General features: G+C 72.6%; 11 protein-coding genes. 3 read left to right on the top strand and 8 right to left on the bottom strand.

Annotated features, from left to right (window positions below; genetic code table 11):
- The first annotated feature begins 13 nt into the window (after positions 1-13).
- Positions 14-1,540: an MFS transporter gene (locus tag AYX06_RS10675; RefSeq protein ID WP_062735752.1), complete on the top strand. Its 1,527-nt coding sequence runs from the start codon at positions 14-16 to the stop codon at positions 1,538-1,540.
- Between the two features lie 165 nt (positions 1,541-1,705).
- Here the strand turns inward: AYX06_RS10675 and AYX06_RS10670 are convergent, their stop codons facing one another.
- The 4 genes from AYX06_RS10670 to AYX06_RS10655 form a co-directional block, all read right to left on the bottom strand.
- Positions 1,706-3,394 carry a thiamine pyrophosphate-dependent enzyme gene (locus AYX06_RS10670; protein WP_062735751.1) on the bottom strand — a complete coding sequence of 563 codons (1,689 nt, stop codon included), beginning with the start codon at positions 3,392-3,394 and terminating at the stop codon, positions 1,706-1,708.
- Positions 3,395-3,672: 278 nt separating this feature from the next.
- A complete protein-coding gene (locus tag AYX06_RS10665; protein ID WP_062735750.1) occupies positions 3,673-5,088 on the bottom strand; it encodes a sugar porter family MFS transporter in 1,416 nt (471 codons plus the stop codon).
- A 167-nt stretch (positions 5,089-5,255) separates the two neighbouring features.
- On the bottom strand, positions 5,256-6,449 hold the full coding sequence (locus tag AYX06_RS10660) for an ROK family transcriptional regulator (protein ID WP_062735749.1): 1,194 nt from the start codon (positions 6,447-6,449) through the stop codon (positions 5,256-5,258).
- A gap of 174 nt (positions 6,450-6,623) precedes the next feature.
- Positions 6,624-6,956, bottom strand: a complete 333-nt coding sequence (locus AYX06_RS10655) for a glutaredoxin domain-containing protein (RefSeq protein WP_062735748.1) — start codon at positions 6,954-6,956, stop codon at positions 6,624-6,626.
- Between the two features lie 429 nt (positions 6,957-7,385).
- On the opposite strand from AYX06_RS10655, the gene AYX06_RS10650 reads away from it, so the two are divergent.
- A complete protein-coding gene (locus AYX06_RS10650) occupies positions 7,386-8,219 on the top strand; it encodes a phosphatase PAP2 family protein (protein ID WP_232319288.1) in 834 nt (277 codons plus the stop codon).
- Between the two features lie 25 nt (positions 8,220-8,244).
- Here the strand turns inward: AYX06_RS10650 and AYX06_RS10645 are convergent, their stop codons facing one another.
- From AYX06_RS10645 to AYX06_RS10635, 3 genes are all read right to left on the bottom strand, one after another.
- The gene (locus AYX06_RS10645) at positions 8,245-10,476 is read right to left on the bottom strand and encodes an MMPL family transporter (protein ID WP_084271574.1); all 2,232 of its coding nucleotides are present in this window, start codon (positions 10,474-10,476) and stop codon (positions 8,245-8,247) included.
- Positions 10,477-10,602: 126 nt separating this feature from the next.
- Complete coding sequence (locus AYX06_RS10640) at positions 10,603-10,992, bottom strand: universal stress protein (RefSeq protein WP_062735746.1); 390 nt, start codon at positions 10,990-10,992, stop codon at positions 10,603-10,605.
- 41 nt (positions 10,993-11,033) lie between these two features.
- On the bottom strand, positions 11,034-12,497 hold the full coding sequence (locus tag AYX06_RS10635; RefSeq protein ID WP_062735745.1) for an APC family permease: 1,464 nt from the start codon (positions 12,495-12,497) through the stop codon (positions 11,034-11,036).
- A 126-nt stretch (positions 12,498-12,623) separates the two neighbouring features.
- Here AYX06_RS10635 and AYX06_RS10630 point away from each other — a divergent pair, with 126 nt between their 5' ends.
- Positions 12,624-13,691: a nitronate monooxygenase gene (locus AYX06_RS10630; RefSeq protein ID WP_062735744.1), complete on the top strand. Its 1,068-nt coding sequence runs from the start codon at positions 12,624-12,626 to the stop codon at positions 13,689-13,691.
- A gap of 246 nt (positions 13,692-13,937) precedes the next feature.
- Here the strand turns inward: AYX06_RS10630 and AYX06_RS10625 are convergent, their stop codons facing one another.
- Positions 13,938-15,464 carry a peptide MFS transporter gene (locus AYX06_RS10625; RefSeq protein ID WP_062737007.1) on the bottom strand — a complete coding sequence of 509 codons (1,527 nt, stop codon included), beginning with the start codon at positions 15,462-15,464 and terminating at the stop codon, positions 13,938-13,940.
- Between the last annotated feature and the right edge of the window lie 161 nt (positions 15,465-15,625).

Below are 15,625 nucleotides of genomic sequence, written 5' to 3'. Positions count from 1 at the left end.
GTAGACTGGCACCATGCCCCTGCCCCGCGCGCTGGAGCCCTTTCGGCTCGGCGAGTACCGTGTGCTCGCCTTCGCGATGTTCGTCAGCGTCTTCGGCGCGGGGATGTGGGCGGTGGCCCTGGTGAACCAGGTCCTGGAACTGGACGGGACGGCCGTGGACCTCTCGGCCGTGACGGCCGTGGGTGCGCTGGGAATGCTCGTGGTCGTGCTCGTGGGCGGCATCGCGGCGGACCGCTTCCCGCTGGCGGCCCTGCTGCGCCTCGTCGAAGCCGGGAACGCCCTCACGGCGGGCACGGTCGCGGTGCTCGCCCTGACCGGTGGGCTGCGGCTGTGGCACCTCGGCGCCGCGGCGTTCGTGTTCGGCGCCGGCGTCGGCTTCTTCTACCCGGCGTACTCGGCCGCCCTGCCCCGGGTCCTGCCCGCGCGGCAGCTGCTCGCCGCCAACGGGGTGGAGGGCACGGCACGCCCGCTGCTGCAGCAGGCGGCCGGCCCCGCCGCGGCCGGCGTGCTCATCGGGCTCCTGGCGCCCGGCGGGGCGGTCGCCCTGATCGCCGCGTGCCACCTCGCGGCACTCGTGCTGCTGCTGCGCCTGCAAGTGCCCGAGCGGGAGGCGCTGCCCGTGACGGGCCCGACGGCCCGGGCGCCGCTCGGGGACCCGGCCGTGGCACCGGCGACGGAGCCGATGGTGAGGCCGGTTGCGGAGTCGGCGGAGCCGGTCGTGGAGTCGGTTGCGGAGTCGGCTGCGGAGCCGGTGGTGAGGCCGGTTGCGGAGCCGGTCGTGGAGCCGGTGGTGAGGCCGTCTGCTGAGCCGGTCGTGGAGCCGGCTGCGGAGCCGGGTGCGGAGCCGGTCGTCGGCTCGGCGCCGGGCCCGGAGGCCGCCGCAGGGCCGTCGGACCACTCCGGGGGCGTGTTCGCCTCCGTGCGGCGCGATCTCATGGAGGGTGTGCGCTACACCCTGCACACGCCGTGGCTGCTGTGGACCCTGCTGTGGGCGGTGTGCGCGGTCTTCCTGCTGCTGGGGCCCCTGGAGGTGCTCGTCCCCTTCCTCGTGCGGGACCGGCTGGGCGGGGACGCCGCCACCTTCGGCTACCTCCTGGCGTGCTACGGCGGGGCCAGTGCGCTGGCCTCACTGGTGGTGGCATCGCTGCCCCTGCCGCGGCGCTATCTCAGCTGGATGATCGGGCTGTGGGGGCTCGGGACGCTGCCGTTCGGTCTGGTGGCGACCACGGAGTCGTTCTGGGTCATGGCGGTGTGCCTGGCGTGCGTCGGCGCCGGGGACGGCGCGGGCATGGTGCTGTGGGGGACGCTCCTGCAGCGCCGGGTCCCGCGGCACATGCTCGGGCGGGTCTCGAGCCTGGACTTCTTCGTCTCCATCGCCCTCATGCCGGTGTCGATGGCGATCGCGGGGCCCGTCGCGCAGGTCGTGCCGATGCCGGTGATCTGCTGGACCGTGGCGGTGCTGACCCCCGTGCTGGGATTCGTGGCCCTGCGAGCCGGCCGGATGCGCCAGGACGAGCTGGCGCACCCGCTGGCGGGCTGAGTGCGTCCGTGCACTGAGTGGGCCGCGCCGAGGGGCTGAGTGCGTCCGGACGTGCCCGCCGCATCCACCGGCGCTCCGAGATCGCCGGGCAGGGCGCGCCGGCGGCCGTGGCCCCTGGGGTGGGGTCGGTCGCCGGCGCGCCCCGGGCAGGATGTGCCGGCCGGGTCAGTAGGCCTTCACGCGCTGCTCGACGATGAGGTGGATCAGGGCGAAGCGGCCCTCTTCGTCGATGGCCTTGAGCGCCGCCTCGAGCGCGCCGGGGATCTGCGCCTCGTGCTCGACGCGCACCCCGTACCCGCCGAAGGCCTGGGCCATGAGGGCGAAGTCGGGGTTGACCAGCTGGGTGCCCGAGACCCGGTGCGGGTAGTCGCGCTCCTGGTGGGTGCGGATCGTGCCGTACTCCTGGTTGTCCATCACGATCACCAGCGGGGTGGCCCCGTACTGGGCGGCGGTGGCCAGTTCCTGGCCGTTCATCAGGAACTCCCCGTCCCCGGCGATGGTCACCACCCGCCGGCCCGGGTAGCGCAGCGAGGCGGCCACCGCCGAGGGCACCGAGTAGCCCATCGAGCCGTTGCGCGCGGAGATCATCGTCGCGTACCCGCGGGTGGGGAAGTACCGGTGGGCGAAGTTGGTGTGCTCCCCGGCCCCGAAGGTCACCATCGCATCCGCCGGCAGGCCGGCCACCAGGTGGGCCATCATCGTGTCCATCCGCGCCGGGGCGTCGGCCGGGGTCTGGGCGGTGACCATCGGGGCGGGGGCGGAGAACTCCACCTGCTGGGCCCGCAGCCGCCCGGTCCACTCCTTCCACACCGGCTTGGCCGGCAGGTCGATGCGCACGAGGTCGCGCACGAACACGTCGGGCTTGGCCACGATCTGGTAGGACACCGGGCCCGACCGGCCGCGCAGGGACGGGTCGATGGTGACCAGGAAGTTCTTCTTGTCCCAGTTCTGGCGGACCAGGAACCCGTTGGTGATCACGTCCCCGGGCACCGTGCCCACGAAGACCAGCAGGTCGGTCTCCTCCAGCATCTCGAAGGTCGCGGCCGGGCGGCCGTAGCCGATCGGGCCCACGTAGGAGGGCGAGTCGAAGCCCACGGTGCCCTCGGTGCGCCACTCGGCGGCGGCCGGCAGGTGGTGCTCCTCCAGCCACTTCGTCAGTCCTGCCGCCCCGGCGGTCGTCCAGTCGTTGCCGCCGGTGACGAACAGCGGCTTCTCCGCCGCCGAGAGCGCATCGCGCAGCGCTTTCCAGTCGTGGACCGTCATCCCGCCGGTGGCCACCGGGATCGGCGGGTGCAGGGTGGCGTCGATCTCGGTGCGGATGATGTCCTCGGGCAGACCGACCACCACCGGACCGGGACGCCCGGAGCTGGCCGCGAACATCGCCTCGGCCACGATCTCACTGGCCCGCTCGGCGTGGTCGAGGACCATCACCCGCTTGGCCCCGGAGTCGAACCAGGCGTGCGGGTCGAACTCCTGGAAGGCCTCCTTGTCCCGGTGCTCGAAGGGGATCAGCCCCACGAACAGCACCATCGGGGTGGAGTCCTGCCAGGAGGTGTGCAGCCCCACGTGGGCGTTGGCCGCCCCGGGCCCGCGGGTCACCATCGCCACCCCGGGCACCGGGTTCATCTTCCCGTCGGCCTCGGCCATGTAGGCCGCCCCGCCCTCGTGGCGGCACACCACCGTGGCGATCGGGGAGTCGTGCAGACCGTCGAGCACGTCGAGATAGGACTCGCCCGGCACCACATAGGCGCGTTCCACCCCGTGCGCCACGAGCGTGTCCACGATCACGTGGCCCGCCGACTTCCGGGCAGTGGTCTCAGCAGGGGATGCGGGGTCCGCAGTGGTCTGGGTCAACGTGGTTCCTTTTCGCCGTTGAAAATGGAGCGGTGGGACTGGGCGGGTCAGGACCGGTTCGGGGGCCGGGGCCGCACACAGCTGTCCCGAAAATACCCGAAGTCGGCGGCGATGCGTGTCCTGACAGTCACCGAGGGGTAACGAAGAGCGCACAGCCCCCGTCCGGGGCCGTGCGGCGAGGAGCACCGGGAGGGTGCCTCCGCGGCAGGCAACGACGGCGGTCCGCCTCCCCGGAGAGGGAGGCGGACCGCCGTCGTTGCCGCAGCTGCAGGGCCGGCTCAGTCCTGCATGTCCTCCAGCTCGATGCCGGTGGTCTCCCGGACCATCTTGAGCGTGAAGAGGAGAGAGACCAGCGCGAAGAACGTGTAGAGCCCGTAGGCGACGCCCAGCGAGAAGGCGGCCAGCGCCGGGAAGGTGACGGTGACCAGCCAGTTGGCGATCCACTGCACGAAGCCGGCCACCGCCAGTGCGGCGCCGCGGATGCGGTTCGGGAACATCTCGCCGAGCAGCACCCACATCATGGGTCCCCAGGAGACACCGAAGAAGACCACGAACAGGTTGGCCGCCACGAGCGCGACCGGACCGGCGGTGGGACCGAGCACGGGCGCGCCGTCCACGACGTCGGCGGTGGCGAACAGCACGGAGAGGGTGCCGAGGGAGAGGGCCATGCCGGCCGAGCCGATGAGCAGCAGCCGGCGGCGGCCCACCCGCTCCACGAGGGCGATCGCCACGATGGTGACGGCCACGTTGGTGACCGACGTGATCACCGTGATGGTGAAGGAGTCCGCCTCGGTGAAGCCCACGGACTGCCACAGCACGTTGGAGTAGTAGAAGATCACGTTGATGCCCACGAACTGCTGCAGCGCGGCCAGGCCGATGCCGACCCACACGATGGGCTTCAGGCCGGCCATACGGCCCTTGAGGTCGGACAGCCGGGGCTTGTGCTCGCTGCGGAGGGACTCCTTGATCAGGCGGACGCGCTCGGTCGCCGACGCGGATCCCTGCAGATTGGCCAGCACGGCCTGGGCCTCGTCGGGACGGCCGTCCTCCACCAGGTAGCGGGGGGACTCGGGGATCGTGAACGCGCCGATCAGGTAGGCGAGCGCCGGGATGGCCTCTGCCATGAACATCCATCGCCAGGCCTCGAGCCCCCACCACAGCTCCTGGGTGGAGCCGCCGGCCAGGGCGGCGAGCCAGGCGTCCACGGCGAGGGAGACGAAGATGCCGAGCACGATGCCCATCTGCTGCAGCGAGCCCAGACGTCCGCGCACGGCGGCCGGGGCGATCTCGGCGATGTAGGCCGGGGCGATGATGGAGGCCACACCCACGCCGACACCACCGACGATGCGCCAGAAGATCAGCCAGCCGAAGCTGTCGACCACGCCACAGCCGATCGCGCTGACGAGGAAGAGCACCGCGGCGATCTTCATGACGGGAACACGGCCCAGCTGGTCGGCGATCCGTCCGCCGAAGAAGGCGCCGGCGGCGGCACCGAGCAGCGCCGAGGCCACGGCGAACCCGAGCGGGCCGGGGCTGACCCCGAACTCCTCCTGGATGGCGGAGACCGCGCCGTTGATGACGGCGGAGTCGTAGCCGAAGAGGAAGCCGCCGAAAGCGGCGATGATGCTGATCCTGAGGACGGCCGAGGTGTTGGGATGCTCCGCCACCGTCGGGGTCGTTGCGTCTTGACTCATCGAACAGCTCCCTTGCTGGTGTGAGATCGGCGGGGTCCGGGGTGCCGGCCTCCGCGCCCCGGGACGGACGCACCGGCCGACGTCGAGGGGATCTTGTGGTCCGGTCCACAGTAGAACTCGGCGCACCGGATGTCCATTAGTCGAACACGATGGACGCGCCGCCCTCCTCAGCGGGTCGGACCGGCTCCGGCCGGCAGCTCCGCGTGCTGCAGGGCCAGGATGACGGCGCCCGCCACATGGGCCTGGATGCCGAGCCGGGCGGCCTCGATCCGCAGGTCCTGCACGCTGCCACGGACCCCGTAGCGGGAGACGATCTCGCGCAGCGGGTCGAGCAGCAGGTCTCCGGCGCGGGAGATCTCCCCGCCGACGACCACGAGCTCAGGGTTGATGATGTTGCACAGGTTGGCCACGCTGGTGCCCAGCATCCGTCCGGTGTCGCCGATGACCCGGGCGCAGCCGACGTCCCCGGCGGCCGCGGCGGCCACGAGGTCGGGGATCGTGAGGTCCGGGCCGTGCGTGTCGGCCAGCAACCGCGTGGTCTCCTCCGAGGAGACGTAGGTCTCGAGGCAGCCACGGTTGCCGCACCGGCACACCCGGCCCCGCTCGTCGACGGTCGAGTGGCCGATCTCGCCCGCCGACCCCGTGGCGCCGCGGAAGAGGGCGCCGTTGAGGATGAGCCCGGAGCCCACCCCGTGGCCGATCTTGATGTACGCCATGTTGCGCGCCCCGCGCCCGGCGCCCCACGCGTGCTCGCCCAGAGCACCCGCGTTGGCGTCGTTCTCGACCACCACGGGCAGACCGAGCCGCCGGCCGGCCTCCTCGCGCACGTCGATCCCGCTCCAGGCGGGCAGGATCGAGCTCGCACTGATCAGCCGGCCGTCCAGGTCGACGGGCGCCGGCAGGGTGAGGCCCGCGGCGAGCAGCTCGGGGCGGGCGGTGCCGAGGCCGTCCAGCAGGTCGTCGAGGGCCCGCCCCGCGAGCTCGAGGTCGTCGGCGAAGCGGTGCCCGGCGGGCAGGTCGTGGCGTCGTTGGGCGAGGATCCGCTGGTTGAGGTCGGCGACGGCGACGGTGAGGTGCCGGTTCCCCACGTCGATGCCCACCACGTGGCCGGCCGAGCCGCTGAAGCTGATCAGCTGACCGCGGCGGCCCGCGTTGTCCGCCTCCATGACCAGCAGGCCGGCGCCGATCAGCTCGTGCACGATGTTGGACACCGTCGACGGCGCCAGGGCGGTGCGCCGGGAGATCTGGGCTTGCGTCAGGTGGCCGTTGCGGCGCACGGTGTCGAGCACGCGGCGCTGGTTGGCGTTGCGCAGGGACGTCTGCGAGCCGGGCTTGGCGCGGGGCTCGGCGGACTCGGACATCGTCGTCCTCTTTCGCCGGTGAACATGTGATGAGGAGTGATTCTACTCACCATTCATAGGTTGAAGACAGGGGGTGAGACTCCGTCCTCGGGGCGGGCCGGCCGCACTCCGCGGGCCGGCTGCACTCCGCGGGCCGGGTGCCGGCGGCGGTGCACCGGGCACGGGCACCGGCGCTCACCGTGCGGCGGTGGAGTTCGCGATCAGTGCTCGCGTGAGGGCCACCTGCTCGCGGGACGCCGCCACGAAGTGCTCGTCGCGGGTGACCACCGTGGGCACGGTGGCGTTGCCGTCGTTGAGCGACTCGACGAACGCCTGGGCGTCGCGGTCCTCCCAGATGTTCGTCCACGTGGCGCGGTCGGCGTCCTCGGCGAGACCGCGCTCGAGCATGCTGCAGAACGGACAGCCGGGCCGCCAGTAGATCGCGACCCCTCCCTGTGCGACGTGCTGCGCGGCCTCGGCGTGGGAAGCGGCCGGTCGGGCGCGGCGGGACGGGTCCTTCTTGAACACGGGTGCTCCATCGTCGGTCGGGTGGCACGGGGCCTGGTTGGCCGATCAGTCTAGTGCGGCTCCTGCGGCACGTCATTGTCCCCTGAGTGGGGGACGTCTCAGCCGGCGCGTGCTCGACGGCGAGAATCCACGGTGCACCGGAGCGCGGTCGGGATCTCAAGCGAAAGACATTGTTCGCGAGCCGGAACCCTCGTCCGTTCCACGTGAAACGGGGAAATGACAGTGTCGTCATCCCGCCGAGGTTGTGCCAGCCGTCGTCGGCCGGCGTCGGGACGCCTGGCGTCATGCGAGCGTGCCGGTGCCGTCTGTCCCCCGAACAGCTTCATGATTTGTCATTCTCTGTGCCCGGGCGGAGAAATCTTCGCGAAGACCCTTGTCACAGGCCTGCTCGGCCGTTGGGCCCACGTGGTGTATGTCATGGTGGGCACCATGGCATTCCCGGCACAGCACTCTTCCCCCCGGCCGGCCCGCTCCACCTGGTCCCTGCCCCAGCTGCACCAGTGGGTGGTCGTCCCCTTCATCGTCGTGCTCGCCACGGCGACGGTGGGACGGCTCCTGGTGTACTCGCCGGGGATCGCGGCGCGGGAGACCGAGGTCCTGCAGCGGCTCGACGTCGCACGCTCCGGCGCGCTCGACCTGTCGGCGCTCGCCCTGCACCACGCCTTCTCCACTCCCGGGGCGTTCGCCATCATCGTCGCCCTCACCGCCTGGCTCGCCCGGAACCGGCGGCGCCCCTGGGACGCCGCCGGCTTCGCCGTGACCGCGCTCTGCGGCTGGGGCGCGGTCGCCGTGGCCAAGGTGGCGGTCGGGCGAGCCCGTCCGGACGCCGCGACGCTCGGCGAGCCGCTCGTCCTGGTGGAGGGCATCACGTCGTTCCCCTCCGGACACACCGGCGCCGCGCTGGCGATCGCGGCGGCCTTCTGCCTCGCGGTGCGCCGGTCCGGGCGGGCACCGGCGGTCCTGGCCGCCGGCGTGGGGGTCGCCGCGCTCGTCGGCGTCTCCCGGCTCTACCTGGGCGTGCACTACCCGCTCGACGTCCTCGCCTCGTTCCCCGTCGCGTGGGCCGGGCTCGCCGTGGGCTGCGGTCTGGCCAACCTGCTCGTGCCCGCGCTGGCCTACGGCTTCGGCTGGCAGCAGGAGGGCGCCGGGTGGGAGGCCGCGGAGCAGGCGCCGGCGGCGGAGCCGGCGCCCGAGGAGGAGGCCCGTCCGGTGACGAACCGGATCCCCGTCGTGGCCCGCCGCTCCGGCCACCACGCCGCCTGACCGGGCGCTCCGGGGCGCCGCCGGATCAGAGGTCGATCCGCCGGTGGGCGGGCCACCAGATGGCCCGCCCGATGTCGTAGGTCAGGGCGGGCACCAGCAGCGAGCGGACGATCAGCGCGTCCAGCAGCACCCCGAACGCCACGATGAACGCCAGCTGCACCAGGAACATGATCGGGATGACGGCCAGGGCCGCGAACGTCGCCGCGAGCACGATCCCGGCGGAGGTGATCACCCCGCCCGTGAGGGTCAGCCCCCGGAGGATGCCGGCCCGCGTGCCGTGGACCAGGGACTCCTCCCGCACCCGGGACATCAGGAAGATGTTGTAGTCGATGCCCAGGGCCACGAGGAACACGAAGCCGAACAGCGGCACCGAGGGGTCGGCGCCGGGCAGCCCCAGGACGTGCTCGAACACCAGGGCGGCGACGCCCAGGGCGGAGAAGAACGAGACCACGGTGGTGAGGATCAGCAGCACGGGCGCCAGGACCGAGCGCAGCAGGAGCATGAGGATCAGGGTGATCACCACGAGGATCACCGGGATGATCAGCGTGCGGTCGGCGATCGAGGTCTCGTTGGTGTCGAGGTTCGTGGCGGTGGTCCCGCCCACCAGGATCTCCTCGTCCACCGCGGCGAGGTTCTCCCGCAGCTCGCGGACGGTCTGCTCGGCGGCGGGGGAGTCGGCGGCGTCGGCCAGGGTCGCCTGCAGCTGGTAGAGGCCCTCGGCCTCGGTCGGCTCCACGCCGGCGAACGGGCCGACCGGCGGGGCCGCGTTCTCCCCCAGGGGGAGGGTGCCGGAGGGCGAGTCGTTGGCGACGGCGGACACGTCGGCGACGCCCGCGGTGTCCTCGATCGCCGTGACCGCCGCGTCCAGGGACCCGGTGGGCACCAGCACGACCGCCGGACTGCCGGAGCCGCCGGGGAAGTGCTCCGCGAGGGCCTCCTGGCCGTCCCGGGCCTGGGACTCCCCGAGCACGAGCTCGCTCTGCTCCACGCCCGTGGCCTGGAACTGGGTGCTGAACCCGGCCAGCACCAGCAGCACCGCCGTGGTCACGACCCAGATCGCCCGCGGGGCGCGGGCCACGAAGCGGGCCACGGACGCCCACACGCCCCGGCCCTCCACGGTCGGACGGTGGCCGGCCCCGTGGCCGACCACGCGCACGCGCTCCGCCCCGGAGGCGTCGAAGCGGGGCCGGAACGGCCAGAAGGCGCCGCGGCCGGTGGCGTAGAGCACCGCGGGCAGGAAGCTCAGGGCCGCCAGGATCGACATCACGATGCCCACCGAGGCCACCGGGCCCAGCGCCTGGTTGGAGGCGAGGTCGGACAGCAGCAGGCACAGCAGGCCGGCGATGACCGTGGCGCCGGAGGCGACGATCGGCTCGACGGAGCCCTTGAGCGCCGCCCGGGTCGCCTCGGCCCGGCCGCGGTGGTGCAGCAGGGCGTCGCGGTACCGGGCCGTGTACAGCAGGGAGTAGTCGGTGGCCGCGCCCACCACGAGGATGAACAGGATGCCCTGGACCTGGCCGCTGATGGTCACGAGGTCGTTGGCGGCCAGCCAGTACACGACCAGGATCGCGGCGCTCAGGGCGAAGACCGAGGTCAGCAGGACGAGGACGGGCAGGACCGGGGAGCGGTAGACCACCAGCAGGATCACGAAGACCACGGCCAGCGCCACGCCGAGCAGCAGCCCGTCGATGCCCTCGAAGCCGGCCACGAGGTCCGCGGTGAACCCGGCGGGGCCGGTGACGTAGGCCTGCAGCCCCTCCGGGCGGTCCTGCGCGAACCGCTCCGAGAGCGCCTCGACGTCCTCGACCACCTCACCGTCCGGCAGCGGGACCACGACCTGGAGGGCTTCGCCGTCCTCGGACGGAATGGGCGGGGACAGGCGTCCCTCGACCGGTCCGCTGTCCTGCACGGAGGCGACGGTCTCTTCTGCCCACGCGCGGTCCGCCGGCTCCAGGCCGCCCTCTCGCACGAGGAGCACGATCGCGGGGATCGCGTCCGAGTCCCGGAACTGGCCCTGCAGGTCCGTCACGCGGGTGGACTCGGTGGACTCCGGCAGGAAGCTGGACTGGTCGTTCGTGGAGACCTCGGAGATCTTGCCGAAGAACGGCCCGCCGACGCCGGCCACGGCCAGCCACCCCACGATGAGCAGCGCCGGCAGGAGCACGCGCAGCAGCGTGGCCCAGCGGGAACGACGCGGCGGCCGGGTCTCGCCGGACCAGGGGGCGGGACGGGACCTGGCGGGGGCCGAGGAGGGCATGGCGGGCCTTTCGAAAGCGGCTGGAGCGGTCCCGGCGGCGGCGTCGGGTCGGACCCGGCGCGGCGGCCGCCGATCCCGGGTCCGGCACCAGCCTAATAATTCGAAAACAGAAATAAAACGCGGCGCTCAGTCGTAGACGGCCTTCACGCCCAGGACCGGGCAGGGGCTCTCCAGCAGGACGCGCTGGGCGGTGCTGGCCATGATGATCTTGCCCACGGGGGAGCGGCGGCGGATGCCGAGCACGATGAGCTCGGCCTCCCGCTCCCGGGCGGTGTCGAGGATGACGTCCGCGGGGTCGCTGTCGTGGTCGGGCTCCCGCAGCTCGTAGCGCAGCCCGGAGCGGGCGAGCTTCTCCCGCTCCACGTCGATGTCGGCTCCCACCTCCGGCGGCTGGTGGCGCTTCGGCCGCGGCTGGACCACCACCAGGTCGGTGCCACGGCGCTCGGCCTCGCGGATCGCGGCGTCCAGCGCGGCGTGTCCGGGGGCGGTGGGCATGTATCCGACGACGACGGTCACGGTCTCTCCTCGGTCAGGGCCGCCGCGATCGGCGGACCGGGTCACAGGGTGCGGTGCGGGTCCCCGCCCTCGGGCTCGTCCTCCATCCGGGCGAGGTCCTCGGGGTTCTCGAACCGTACCTTGCGGCCGAGGAACAGCCGGTCGTAGAGGAAGTTGACGATCCACAGGCCCAGGCCGATCAGCAGCAGGACCACCGCGATCTGGTACTCGATGAGGTCCTGCGCCCACGGCCCCACGAGGTAGGCGCAGGTGATGGCACCCAGGTACGGCAGGACCCGCGGGGCGTGGAAGTAGTCGTGGGTGGGTCCGTGGTCCTTGCGCAGGATGATCGCCGCGATGTTGACGATGGTGAAGACCCCGAGGAGCAGGAGCGCGGTGGTGCCGCCGAGGGCGCTCGCCGTCCCGCTGCCGAGGAGGTTGTTGATCACGATGATCAGGCCCATGGCGAGCAGGGTGGTGAACACGATCGCGGACCACGGGGTCCGGCGCCCGTGCAGCACGTGTCCCAGGAAGTCCGGCAGCACGCCCTGCCGCGCCATGCCGTAGAGCAGGCGGGAGGCCATGAGCATGTTGATCAGGGCGGTGTTGGCCACGGCGAAGATCGTCAGGAACGGGTAGATGGTGTCGATCGGGATGTTGGGGGCCCCGATCCGGACCATGTCCAGCAGCGGCGTGGTCGACTCCCCGAGCACGCCGATGGGCACGACCGCCACGGTGAAGATCGAGACCAGGATGTAGACCACGCCCGTGAGGCCCAGGCCGAAGAGCATGACGCGCGGGAAGTCGCGGCTGGGGTTCTTGGTCTCCTCGACCATGTTCACGGAGTCCTCGAAGCCCACGAAGGAGAAGAACGCCAGGGAGGTCACGGCGGTCAGCGCCAGGAAGATGCCCTTGTCCTCGGAGGTCTCGAAGATCATGGTCTGGCTGAAGTCCGCCTGGCCCTGGAAGGACGCCCAGAACCCGACGAGGATCACGATGAGCAGCCCGGTGAGCTCGATCGAGGTGAGGACCACGTTGAAGGCCAGCCCCTCGGTCACGCCGCGGATGTTGATCGCGGCCAGGATCGCGATGAAGGCCACGGCGATCACGGTGATCCCGGTGGTGCCCACGTCCAGGCCGAAGCCCCGGGCGAAGTTCGAGGCCACGGCGGAGGCCGCGGTGGACGCCGACGTCAGCCCCGAGCTGAGCACGGCGAAGGTCACGAGGAACGTGACGAAGTGGATGCCGAAGGCCTTGTGCGTGTACAGGGCGGCGCCGGAGGCCCCGGGGTACTTGGTCACCAGCTCCAGGTAGGAGAACGCGGTGATGGTCGCCACCACGAAGGCCACGAGGATCGGGGCCCAGGCGGCGCCGCCGATCTCCCCGGCGATGTTCCCCGTCAGGGCGTACACACCGGTGCCGAGGATGTCCCCCACGATGAACAGCAGGAGCAGCCCGGGACCCATCACCCGCTTGAGCTCCGGCTGCGGGCGGGACCGGGTCTTGGAGTCGGCGGACTGGGCCATCGGGTGCCTCGAATCGGTCGTGCCCGGCGCACGCCCGGGCGGACGGTGGTCTGGGCACAGCCTATGCCACGGCCGGGGAGCGGCGCAGGGGGTGACGCGGGGTCCGCATGTTCCTAGCCTGGGGCCATGACCAGCATCGCGCCCCGCTTCCGGCTCTCCGACCTCTCCGTCCCGTTCGTGGGCGCCCCGATGGCGGGTGGGCCGTCGACGCCCGCGCTGGCCGCGGCGGTGACCGCCGCGGGCGGCCTGGGCTTCCTCGCCGCCGGCAACCGCCCGGCCGAGAGGGTCCGGGCGGACGTCGAACAGGTCCGGGCGCTGACCGGCGGCCCCTTCGGGGTGAACGTGTTCGTGCCGCAGGCCGCGAACACCGCCGCACCGGGCGCCGCCGTGGACCCGGCCGCGCACCGGTCGGTCGCCGCCTACCGGGACGCGCTGCAGGAGACCGCGCGGGACTACGGGGTCGAGCTGCCCGCCACGGACCCGGCCGACGACGACGGCTGGGCCGCCAAGCTCGAGCTCCTCGAGCAGCTGCGGGTGCCGGTGGTCTCGTTCACCTTCGGCCTGCCGGCGGCATCCGTCCTGGCCCGGCTGGCGGCGGTGGGCAGCACGACGTCCGTCACGGTGACCTCGGTCCCGGAGGCGGAGGCTGCGGCCCGGGCCGGTGCCGACCTGCTGACCGTGCAGGGTCCGGCCGCCGGCGGCCACCGGGGCACGCACCGCACCGAGGACGTGGCGGGCGAGGAGCCCCTGGCCGAGCTCGTCGCGGCGGTCCGCGCCGCCGTCGACCTGCCGCTCGTGGCGGCCGGAGGCATCGCCTCGCCCGCGGACGCGGCGGCCGTCCGGGCTGCCGGGGCGGACGCGGTCCAGGTCGGCACGCTGCTGCTGCGCACCCACGAGGCCGGGACCTCCGCCGCGTACCGGGAGGCACTCGGCTCGGGCCGCTACCGGGAGACGGTGGTGACCCGGGCGTTCTCCGGCCGCCTGGCCCGCGGCCTGCGGAACGGTTTCATCGACCGCTACTCGAATATCGCTCCAGCGGCATATCCCGAGGTCAACCAGTTGACGAAGCCGCTGCGGGCGGCAGCGGCGGCCGCCGGGGACCCCGAGGCCATCTCGCTGTGGGCGGGCCCGGCCTTCGCCGCGGCGCGGGAGTGCCCCGCGGCGGACGTGGTCGCGCAGATCGTGGTCGGCTGAGCCGGAGGGCGAGAGGATGCCACCGCCCGCCGCGGCCCGGAACCCGGCCGGCACCGCCCGCGGGCCGGAACCCGTGCAGCACGGTTCCGCGGCCCGGGCTCCGGTCGGCGCCGTGCGGCGGGGGCCGGTCGGGTGCCACCGTGGATCAGGACCCGGTCGGTGGGCCCGGCGACTCGGTGCCCGCTGTGGACCGGGGCCCGGTCGGTGGGCCCGGCGGATCGGTGCCCGCTGTGGACCGGGACCCGGTCAGCGCACCCCGCGCATCCGGCGGCGGATCCAGGGGGAGAGCACGAGCAGGCCCGCGCCGATGACGATCGTCACCGCGCCGAGGGCCCCGAAGTAGGCGGCCTCCGACTGCTCGCTGTAGTACCCGGCCAGGGACCCGGACAGGGCGGTGCCCAAAGCCACGGAGAGGTAGAACAGGGAGACCATCAGCACCGGGTAGGCCCGGGGGGCCAGCCGGGTGGACAGGGACAGCCCGACCGGGGAGACCAGCAGCTCGCCGAGGGTGGCCACGAGCAGGATCAGCGCGGCCCACAGCACCGGCACGGAGGACACCCCGACCATGGGCAGGAAGATCAGGAACGCCGACCCCATCAGGACGATGCCGAGACCGAACTTGGCGGGGGTCGACGGCTGCCGGTCGCCCAGGCGCGTCCACAGCACCGCGAACACCGGGGCGAGCAGGATGATGAAGAGCGGGTTGAAGGACTGGACCCAGGAGATCGGCATGGTCCAGTCGCCCAGGCTCCGGTCCAGCCGGGTGTCGGAGTAGATGGTGATCACGGTGAACTGCTGCTGGAACAGCGCCCAGAACGCGGCCGAGCCGATGAACATCGGGATGAACGACCGCACGCGGGAGCGCTCGTCGTCGTCGACCTTCGCGCTGGTGAGCAGCAGCACGAACAGGGCCACGGCCGCCAGCACGGTCACGACCACCACGACGTCCGCCAGGTTGCCCGCGTCGAGCACGCCCGTGAGCACGGCGGCGGCGACCACGGCGAGCGCGGCGGCCGCGACGCCGATCCACCGGCCGTACTGGCTCCGGGGCAGGGGGTTGGGCACGTGGTGGACCTCGCCTGGCAGCCGGCGCCGGCCCAGCGCGTACTGGGTGAGCCCGAACGCCATGCCGATCGCGGCGAGGCCGAAGCCGAGGTGGAAGCCCCAGGTCTGCTGGGCGAGACCGGTCAGCAACGGGCCGGTCAGGCCGCCGATGTTGACGCCCATGTAGAAGATCGAGAACCCGGCGTCCCGGCGCGGGTCGCGGCGCTCGTAGAGGGAGCCCACGAGGTTGGTGATCGTGGCCTTGAGCCCGCCCGAGCCGACGGCGATGAGGATCAGCCCGATTGCCAGGCCGGAGACCGCGGGGAGGAGGGCCAGCGAGATGTGCCCGGCCATGATGAGCACGCCGCTGACGAACATGGTGCGCTCGGAGCCCAGCAGCCGGTCGGCCACCCACCCGCCGAGGATGGCGAACAGGTAGACGGCGCCGCCGTAGGCGCCCACGATGCCGGCGGCGGTCGACTGGTCGATGCCCAGCCCGCCCTCGGTCGTGGCGAAGTACATGTAGAGCAGGACGATGCCCTGCATGCCGTAGAAGGAGAAGCGCTCCCACAGCTCCACGCTGAACAGGTTCGCCAGCATGCGGGGCTGTCCGAAGAAGGTCTTGCCCGCGGGGCGGGGCAGGTCCGCGCCCGGGATGTTGTCGGGGGTGCCGTGCGGGGCGGCGGCGCTGGTGGTGCCGTCGCCCGCCCGGGTGGTGTCGGTGTTCATGACCACCATGGTTCACCCGTCGGCCGGTTCCGCACCAATCGGCGGGCGGGGCGGGCGGGCCCGGCCGCCGTGCAACGGTTCTGTCACGGGGCGTTCGGCGGCTCCGCCGCCGGGCTAGCGTGGGGACCGGTCGGACGAGGAGGCAGGACGAGGGGGCAGGA

The organism is Kocuria turfanensis, from assembly GCF_001580365.1.
Classification (GTDB): domain Bacteria; phylum Actinomycetota; class Actinomycetes; order Actinomycetales; family Micrococcaceae; genus Kocuria; species Kocuria turfanensis.
Note: the sequence above shows the minus strand (reverse complement) of the source record. Positions and strands in the feature narration are given on the sequence as shown.

Bases quoted from the DNA above. Each gene is read 5' to 3' on its own strand.
- AYX06_RS10675 (WP_062735752.1), top strand. From the start codon at position 14: ATGCCCCTGCCCCGCGCGCTGGAGCCCTTTCGGCTCGGCGAGTACCGT.
- AYX06_RS10665 (WP_062735750.1), bottom strand. From the start codon at position 5,088: ATGAGTCAAGACGCAACGACCCCGACGGTGGCGGAGCATCCCAACACC.
- AYX06_RS10660 (WP_062735749.1), bottom strand. From the start codon at position 6,449: ATGTCCGAGTCCGCCGAGCCCCGCGCCAAGCCCGGCTCGCAGACGTCC.
- AYX06_RS10650 (WP_232319288.1), top strand. From the start codon at position 7,386: ATGGCATTCCCGGCACAGCACTCTTCCCCCCGGCCGGCCCGCTCCACC.
- AYX06_RS10645 (WP_084271574.1), bottom strand. From the start codon at position 10,476: ATGCCCTCCTCGGCCCCCGCCAGGTCCCGTCCCGCCCCCTGGTCCGGC.
- AYX06_RS10635 (WP_062735745.1), bottom strand. From the start codon at position 12,497: ATGGCCCAGTCCGCCGACTCCAAGACCCGGTCCCGCCCGCAGCCGGAG.
- AYX06_RS10630 (WP_062735744.1), top strand. From the start codon at position 12,624: ATGACCAGCATCGCGCCCCGCTTCCGGCTCTCCGACCTCTCCGTCCCG.
- AYX06_RS10625 (WP_062737007.1), bottom strand. From the start codon at position 15,464: ATGAACACCGACACCACCCGGGCGGGCGACGGCACCACCAGCGCCGCC.